At 33.0% G+C, this 8,934-nt stretch carries 7 protein-coding genes and 2 pseudogenes; 3 read left to right on the top strand and 6 right to left on the bottom strand.

The features are described 5' to 3' along the window. Nucleotides 1–121 (bottom strand): annotated as a pseudogene (locus Q3907_RS10755) (RNA-guided endonuclease TnpB family protein); the annotation flags it as partial. Between Q3907_RS10755 and Q3907_RS09810 the strand changes: the two are divergent. After that, on the top strand, nt 94–1,740 hold the full coding sequence (locus Q3907_RS09810; protein WP_301898147.1) for an RNA-binding domain-containing protein: 1,647 nt from the start codon (nt 94–96) through the stop codon (nt 1,738–1,740). The pseudogene Q3907_RS10755 and the gene Q3907_RS09810 overlap by 28 nt on opposite strands. Before the next feature lie 179 nt (nt 1,741–1,919). On the opposite strand, the gene Q3907_RS09805 is transcribed toward Q3907_RS09810, so the two are convergent. The 5 genes from Q3907_RS09805 to Q3907_RS09785 all read right to left on the bottom strand — a co-directional run bounded on the left by Q3907_RS09805 (nt 1,920) and on the right by Q3907_RS09785 (nt 6,985). After that, nucleotides 1,920–3,275: a hypothetical protein gene (locus Q3907_RS09805; RefSeq protein ID WP_301898146.1), complete on the bottom strand. Its 1,356-nt coding sequence runs from the start codon at nt 3,273–3,275 to the stop codon at nt 1,920–1,922. Nucleotides 3,276–3,286: 11 nt separating this feature from the next. Further along, nucleotides 3,287–4,297: an ABC transporter permease gene (locus Q3907_RS09800; protein WP_301898145.1), complete on the bottom strand. Its 1,011-nt coding sequence runs from the start codon at nt 4,295–4,297 to the stop codon at nt 3,287–3,289. 85 nt (nt 4,298–4,382) lie between these two features. Beyond that, complete coding sequence (locus Q3907_RS09795; RefSeq protein ID WP_301898144.1) at nt 4,383–5,261, bottom strand: ABC transporter ATP-binding protein; 879 nt, start codon at nt 5,259–5,261, stop codon at nt 4,383–4,385. 654 nt (nt 5,262–5,915) lie between these two features. Continuing rightward, on the bottom strand, nt 5,916–6,239 hold the full coding sequence (locus Q3907_RS09790; RefSeq protein ID WP_301898143.1) for a multidrug transporter: 324 nt from the start codon (nt 6,237–6,239) through the stop codon (nt 5,916–5,918). Between the two features lie 338 nt (nt 6,240–6,577). Next, on the bottom strand, nt 6,578–6,985 hold the full coding sequence (locus tag Q3907_RS09785; protein WP_301898142.1) for a hypothetical protein: 408 nt from the start codon (nt 6,983–6,985) through the stop codon (nt 6,578–6,580). A gap of 285 nt (nt 6,986–7,270) precedes the next feature. Here Q3907_RS09785 and Q3907_RS09780 point away from each other — a divergent pair, with 285 nt between their 5' ends. Then, nucleotides 7,271–8,257, top strand: a complete 987-nt coding sequence (locus tag Q3907_RS09780; RefSeq protein ID WP_367881507.1) for an aldo/keto reductase family oxidoreductase — start codon at nt 7,271–7,273, stop codon at nt 8,255–8,257. 143 nt (nt 8,258–8,400) lie between these two features. Further along, a pseudogene (locus Q3907_RS10750) lies at nt 8,401–8,475 on the top strand (hypothetical protein); the annotation flags it as partial. Nucleotides 8,476–8,934 lie beyond the last annotated feature (459 nt).

The following is an 8,934-nucleotide window of genomic DNA, read 5'->3' as shown; positions in this document are numbered from 1 at the left end:
TGATAAAATCCATTCTTTGATTCGCTATCTTTTCATGAAGTCTTGCGATTTTGATTCTATTTTTGATCCAGTTGCGGCGGCCCTTTGTTTTTCGTGACTGCTGCTTCTGTAGCTTTTTCAGTTTCTCAATCGACTTCTTCAGACATTTTGGATTCTCTACCTGGTATAAAAGAATGCATCAATTTAGTGACACCTGAATTAGTTGCATTTTCAAACACAAAAGGTGGCACAGTTTATTTGGGAGTTGAAGATGATGGAGAAGTAACAGGTTGTATTGGTCCTTATAGCATCCAAAATATTTTAGATGCTGTTTACGATAAAACTAGACCTCCATTATTTGTTGAAGCTGAAGAAATCCCTTATAAAGGTAAACAAGTTATTGCTTTACATGTAGATAATGATGGTTTAATTCATACGACTACTGATGGAAGATGTTTAAAACGCCTTGGAAAGAATAACAGGCCATGGTATCCAGAAGAACTTAGTAATCGTTATTCTACTGAATATAATTCTGATTTTTCTAGTAAAGTAATTACCGAAAGTAGTGATTTAGATATTGATCTGTTGGAGATATATAAACTTAAAGAAAAACTAAGATTAAGAGATAGAACTTCCACATTACCAGACATGGATGATATGGCTTTTTTGAAGGATTTAGGTTTAATCATTTATGAAGAAGGCACTGTTCATTTAACTATCGCTGGATTGTTGTTCGTTGGAAAAGAAACTTCCATTAAAAAGTTTTTACCTCTAGCGGAAGTTATTTATTTAAAGTATAAAAATGAGAGTGATATCGAATACAATACGCGCCTTGATTTAAAACAACCGATTATTACTATCTTAGATAGATTAACTGAAAAAATACAAAATGATAATAAAATATTGAATATTCAAATTGGATTATTTCGAATGGAAGTTGCCGATTATTCTGAAAAGGTATTTCAAGAAGCACTTTTAAATGCACTTAGCCATCGTGATTATGAAAGCATGGCTTCTATATATGTAAAACAATATCCAGGTCACATACTAATTGAAAATCCAGGAGGGTTTCTAGATGGTATAACTGAAAATAATATAATTACGCATGCTTCTTCGCCTAGAAATAAACTAATTGCAGAAACACTTCAAAGATTAAAATATGTTCAACGAACAGGACAAGGTGTCGATATTATTTATAAAGAGACGGTTTCAATGGGAAAACCTTACCCTATATATAGGCATTATAATGATTCTGTGCAATTGACTATTTACAGTTCAACAGAAGATATTGATTTTGTAAAATTTATTATTAAAGAACAAGAATCAAAACAAATTGCTTTTTCCTTAGCAGAATTAATGATATTGCGTTTTGTAAAAGATAATAGGAGTATTATTTTTAGAAAAACGGTTGAATTAACTCAGGTTACAGAGGATGAAGCACGAAATGCTTTGAATCGTCTACAACATTTTTCCTTATTAGAAACTGTAGGAAATCAATATATGTTAACGGCACGTGTTTACGATTCTTTGAAATCCGGAATTGAGTATACACAAGATCATACAATTCAATATTTGAAGGCTAAACGTTTGATTATTGAGTATTTAGAAAAAGAGGAAAATATTACTCGTGCAAATATTCAAGAACTTTGTGGCTATAATGATAATCAAGCACGAAGAACAATTGAAAAATTAAAAAAAGAGAATATTATTCAAAACGATAGAACCGGTAGATATGCTAATTATAAATTAGTAAAAAAATAGTGAATGATTTAACTCGGCATGCCGAGTTAAATGCCGAGTTAAAATTTATATAATATTTCTAAAAGCTTAGATTTTATGATCATACACCGATTGACCGCTACAGATACACTGATGGTGCGCTACACGCGCACAATTTTTCCGTCATATGCAGAATGGGTAATAATTCATTTTGTTATCATCTATTTTACATCACTTTTATTAAATATCACCACGGTTACACAATACATTAGAATAGACCATACTACTAACATTAATATTGCATTTAGTGATGTCTGTGTTCCATTTCCTACTATCACAGTTAGACTGGCAAGAATACTAAATGGATTTAACATAGGAAAGAATTCGATTGAATATGTTATTTGTTGAGAATATATGTAAATAAGCACAATGAATAATCCTAATGCATAGCTAACCCATGATTTTCTGACAGAAATTGAACACAACAATCCTAAAGTTACTGTAAATATTATTTTCATCATTCCTAACCCCAAAGATAGAATTAAAGGAATAAAAATATATGTATTCTCCATATTAATAGGCATATAATTATCCATCGAAATAAGGTACTCATAAAACATAGAATATGCATATCCATAATTGTAAGAAGTCAGATTTGTTTTAAAGCCAACAAAATTATTCCAGTCAATCAACATATATGAGTTTAGCCCATCAAATCCATGTCGAAATCCTAGAATCAGCGCAGGAACAAATAAAGAGATAAATATTATCAGGGTATAACTGATTCCTATTTCTATAATTCTTGATAGTAAAAATCTATTTGAGCTTTTTGAATTCAAATAGGATAACTCAAAACTTTTACTTTGCTTTTGCTGCCAAATTCCAATTAATGTATAAAAAACACCTATTGGAATAACCATTAATGAAAATAGACTCCCTAAACGTAATTGGCGGCATAAATACGTCCATGGACCTTGCGCAATATTCAATATATTTTTATTGTTTGCTGTTGCTATTTCATGAAATGCATTCTGAAGATTCATATAGGTATGATGATATGCATCTTCATAATCTCGGTTAAAGAACTTTTGCATATCATTTAATAATGATGCATCAAAAGATATATCAGGATATCCTATTTTAGCAAGTTCATCTTTAAACACCACTTGACTTAACTGCTTATCCGTTTTTGCGAAACAATCCATTTCAAACATTTGATTCCACAAGTCATACTTCTTTATATCAGGATAATTTTCAAATCCTTTAACGCCCTCTTTTTTTAAACAATCAATTGCTTCATTTGCATTTTTACTCTTCCAATTTAAATATTCTTTATAATTATTTAACACTTCAACCTGTTCAGGTTTTATTTTTTCACCCAATTGTTTTTTTATAATATCGATTTGAGAAATTGAGTTTTGACTCTCTACAATCAATTGCTCATTATAAATGATATTCCTTTCCACATCATTCTCCAGGTTTAAAAAGTTCATTGAAAACATATTTACTATCAAAAAGATCAATAAGCATACTAAGCTAGCTTTGCTCCTTAAAATACTTTTCATCTCATATTCCATATCTTTTTCTCCTAATTTGTCCCATTTAGATCAATTCTTTCTAAATATTTAACCATACAAAAATGAATGATTACGATTAATAAAATAATAATCCAAAGAATCAAAGAATTTATTGAGAAGATAGAGCCAAATAAATTAATGTCTGTTAATAAAACGAGCAGACATAGACAAGGAACTAATAGACTTATACCACTGTTTTTTGTAAGAAGTGAAAGCACTTGAATCATAGTTGATAGAAAAGCAAGTAATACGATTGTTATCATTAAATTATTCATACACCATATGCTAATAGGCACGAATGTGTTTTTAAATGTAACAAATACTTCATCTCCTAAGCCATAAGTGAAATATCCTAATACAAATAAAATACTGATCATCATCAAACTCATAATCATTGTAGCTATTGATGTTACAATTGTTCTTGATAAATAAATTTTCGCTCTTGAACCCGTCATTGTGAACAGTAACTTATAAGTATTTGATTCAAAATCTTTAGACCAGCAGTCAAAATTAGATAATATTACACATGCAAGTATTACAATAATTGGGATCCCACCAAAAACAAAAAAATTAGATAACATATAATATGCTGTTGGCATTTTTTCGTATACAAAATCGTAGAATTGATTTTTCATGTACATATCTTGAAGTTTGATTCGATTTTTTAGATCTCTTTCATCATTACGCAGCATGATTGAATATGATGAAAGATCTCCACCTTCATCAATCACTTTTTGAAGAAACTTATCTCTTTTTATCATTGTTTCAGCGATACAATGTGCGTCTTCATGTTCAAGATTATAAGACACCAATCTACAATTTTCTAAATCTGCCTGCCAAAAATCTCTGGATTTTTCTAGTTTTTCTGTGTCTTCACCAATTTCTTTCATCCTATTAATCTGCTCTGTTATTATTTTAGATCTAGTTGCATCTGAAGTCACCATTTGCTCGTAATAATGAACTTGACTCGAAATATAATTATTGTGTTTTGGCACAAAGTAAAAACAAAAAATCACAATCATAGAAAGACATCCTATGATAAAAATGCCTATATTTCTTTTTGAAAAGAAAATACGGATTTCATTATAAATCAACGTTTTCATATGCTTATCCTTGGTACAAGTTTTGATAATATTTCTCTAGACCTTCTCCTTTGTCTTCAATTGAATAAATAGAAATATTATTTTCAACCAATAAGTTGATTACTTTAGAAAAATCATTATCTGAACCACATTCTAATCTTATATATTCATTATCGTTCGTTACAATATAATCTTTTAAAATCTTTTGTGCATATCGATTATCTGAAGTTTTGATACACGAAATATGTTTTTGATGAAGCTCGTCTATTGTCTTATGTGCAATAAGCTGTCCATCTTTTATAAAAATAATTCGATCTACTAACTTATCTACTTCACTTAATTGATGACTCGATAAAAGAATACTTGTACCATCATTACGTATATCCAAAAGTTTCTTTCTTAAATCAATAATAGCCTGTGGATCCAATCCATTTGTCGGCTCATCCAATATAAGCAGTTTGGGCTTGGTCATCATTGCCAACGATAAAATCAAGCGTTGTTTCATACCCATGGAATAATGCCTAACTTCTTTTTTCAATTCATCATTTAGACCACTAAAATCTTCCATTTCTTTAATTCTGCTTTTATCCAGTTTTTTCCATTTTGCGACCATTTTAAAATGATCCTTACCTGTAAGATTGGGATAAAGAGCTGGATATTCGATACTAACACCCATGTTAGATAAAGCATTTACCCGATCTTTATCTATGTCATATCCATTAATCGTTATTTCACCTGAAGTTGGATGATATAAACCAGCAATACACTTCATTATGGTAGATTTACCTGAACCGTTTGGCCCAATCAATCCTAATATTTCATTTTCATTAATACTGAAAGAGAGATCTTTTAAAATATTTACTTTGTTTATTGATTTAAACAACCCATTTACCATTAAAACCATAGTGCACCTCCTTTGTGTATATTTTTTATAAATTTATCATAACACTTTTCTAAAGTTACAAATATAACAAATCATTCTGTTTCAATCTATCTTCATTAAATTCAAAATACATCATCATAAGCGATACTTCTTCTTAAGATAATTCTATTTTATCATGGATCAGTTGGCATATTTTTGAACAAGAGAAACAATAAAATGAGTTCCTTTTCGTACCTTTTGCGTACCTCAGAGCATTAAAAAAGCTAGAATGTGCTTTATATAAAGCACTTCTAGCATTTATTCTTTATTCGAACTCGCAGAATCTAGTTTGATTTAGGTTATTTCAATACGGTTATCTATACTGTTTTGTATTGATATTTCGCGTCTTTTCCACACGTTATTTTTCGTTTCACATATTTTTAGTACCAATCCAATACCATTGCATTTTTTCATTATTGTGTGTAGTTCCGGTGGCTTGCAGGTTTGTTTTTTATTCAGAGAATATTTTTCTGCTGATTTGCCTGTCCACCTATGAAAATTATAATCTCCATGCAATATTTCTACAAGAAAAAGTTTTGTGGTACTAATCGTTAGTACCACGAATGTTTTCTATGTACTGAGAAAAATCAATTACTTTTGCAGTTTTTCTCTTAGGAATAATTTCTAACTGTTCCATCACCTACTCATCTCTAGTATTCTTTTCACTTCCAGCTGTAATTCATCACTAAAGTCTGATAAATCATCATATGCAATTACTTTCAATCTTATAAGACGAACGATATCCCATAGCACCTCTGCCTTACTCACCTCCATGACAACTCCAGGATGACGTTTATCTTCTTTTATCCGTTTTTCTAGTTCCCAGAATCTCTCTGATGCAGGCTTTTTATCATCATTCAGAAAATTTGCATACTCTTTAACAAGACCTTCCATATAATTTTCCTGCCAGCCTGATAATCTTTCTCGAAATAATTTCCAATCCTTTTTGCTTATGTCCATGATTTTGAACCTCCTCAGTCTCAAGTTAGTCTCAACAAACAATTTCAGAAATGAGACTGAGTGAGACTAACTTTGAAATATTCGTTTTTCAGAAAGCTCTTTAATCGTCTCTCTTTAGAAAGCTTTTTCTTAGAATATTCTGATTTTAACCACTTGATTTTTCTCAAAATTTCTATGACATTTTCTATGACATTTCTACGACATTTTCTGTGACATTTCCCATCTTCATTATAAGCGCTACCTAAAACAAATTTGTGCCTTTAATCAATTCAATTTTTACCTTCTCCCTACTTCCATACATAGAGCTTTTACTTTCATCAATAGTCTATACCTGATGTTTATTCTATGAATACATACTTTCCCTTTCCTTTACCATTTACCACTTTAACAACTTTCATGTCTCTAAGTTTTGTCATGACTGCTCTTGCTGTGGATGGTGAGCAATCAAGAATTTCTTTTATTTCTTTTATTTCTTTTGTTCCAAAAATCTGATTTTTCTCTATTTCATCATACACCTTAAGAATATTTGCTTTCGAAGGTTCATTATATTTTTGTTGCTCAATCGCCGACTTTTCTTCTCCAATCGCCGGCTTTTGGTAATCAATCAACGACTTATTGACTGCAACAGCCAATTTTTTAAATGAATCAGCGGTTTTTTCAACAATAGTTTTTCCAACTTTTGAATTATAAATAACTGCCTGCAACATAAAAGCATTTGTATGATAAACAGGATCTTTTAGTCCCACCTGCTCCAACTCATTACGTAGTCTTTCATTAACGCTTTAAATGTTTCTTATTGACATTATGAATTTATCGTACTAACCTAAACTCGTAGAATATATTTCAATAAAGGTAATGTTTCGAAAACTTTTGGTTCCGATTATAATAGAGCAGCTTTTAGCATCTTTCATTGGAACCTGCCAGTGCAAATCTCTGCTTTGAGACGGTTCCCTTTATCACAATTACCAAGCCAATCTGCTGGGTACCATTCTTCATTATTCACAATTCTGTATAAATAAAGAACAACTCATGTGGGATTGGGGATATGCCTCACTCATTATTGGAATAAGAAAATAACTGCAAAGGAGATTTTTACTATGAAAGAAATAATTTTAGGAAATCACATACGAAAAGTTCCTTCAGTTGCTGTTGGATGCATGCGCCTTTCTAAAAAATCGAAGGATGAGATGAATCGTTTTATTCATGCAGCTCTGGAACAAGGTGCATATCTCTTTGATCTCGCGGATATCTACGGTGATGGTATGAGCGAGAGCATATTCGGCGAAGCGTTCGCAGATGATTCATCCATAAAGCGTGAGGATATTTATCTTCAGTCAAAATGTGGCATCCGTCAAGGCTTCTATGATCTCTCAAAGGAGCACATTCTGAAATCTGTCGATGGCATTTTACAAAGGCTCCATACAGATTATCTTGATCTTTTGCTTCTTCACCGTCCGGATGCACTCGTAGAACCGGAAGATGTTGCTGCTGCATTTGATGTTCTTTATGAAAGCGGAAAGGTACGCCATTTTGGAGTTTCAAACCATAAGCCGATGCAGATTGAACTGCTGCAGAAATATGTCCGCCAACCACTCGTTGTCAATCAGGTTCAGTTCAGCATCCCTGTTTCCAATCTTGTTGCAAATGGCATGGAAGTCAATATGGAAACCCCAGGTTCAATCGATCACGATGGAAGTCTGCTCGACTACTGCCGCCTCCACAATATCACTCTCCAGGCATGGTCTCCGTTTCAGATGCCAGCATGGAAAGGCTGCTTTCTCGGAAGCGACGAATACCCTGAACTGAATAAAAAACTTCATGTGATTGCCGAAAAATATAATGTCAGCGATACTACTATTGCGGCTGCGTGGATTTTACGTCATCCGGCAAATATGCAGATTGTTACCGGCACTGCAAGTGAAAGCCGCCTGAAAGAAATTATCGCTGCGTGCGATATTACTCTGACTCGTGAGGAATGGTATGAGCTGTACCTGGCGGCAGGTCATCTGCTTCCGTAGGGATTATCGATTACCAGCATTATTTTCAAAATGCTGGTAATCCTTAGAATTAGCAAGTTGTACAAAAGAATCTTCTCTTTTACGAAGTCTGGTCTCATAAACGAGATAAAGGTTCTGGCAGATGCAGAGCTTGTGTTGAGCAGATCAGAGTACACGACCTCAGACACAGTCACGCTAGCTTACTTATTAATCAGGGCTGTGATGCCTTGATGTTAGCAGACAGGCTCGGACATGAAAAGGTATCCACAACACTTAGCACATACTCCCATCTGTTTCCACATAAACAGCAGGAGCTTGTGCATAGTCTGGAATCATTGCAGGCAACAGATTCGCCAACACCTGAACCACCATCTGATAACCCTCTGCTTGAAGCCGCAGGTATCACATGTGAAGTGCCGCAGGCTCAGAGCAACGGCTCAGATGTAACAATCCGACCTCAGTTTGGACCTGCGTTAGTACCATCAAATACCGCATCAGGGAAAATCATCCAGATGCCACAGCGAAAGATCATATAGTAGAAATCCCGCAGTCATCAGGGTTTCTTGCTATTAAAGTTAATGACAACCAACTGAAAACGATAGAAAAAGAGTAGTTGCTATTAGTAGCAAATTAGTAGCAGTGCAAATAAAAACCACGTCTAAAAGGCCTGGTTTTCTCTGCGGCTATAAGCCTTTACT

The organism is uncultured Holdemanella sp., assembly GCF_958348295.1.
Taxonomy (GTDB): Bacteria; Bacillota_I; Bacilli_A; order Erysipelotrichales; family Erysipelotrichaceae; genus Holdemanella.
The sequence above is the reverse complement of the archived record's forward strand: the minus strand, read 5'-3'. Positions and strand labels throughout refer to the sequence as shown.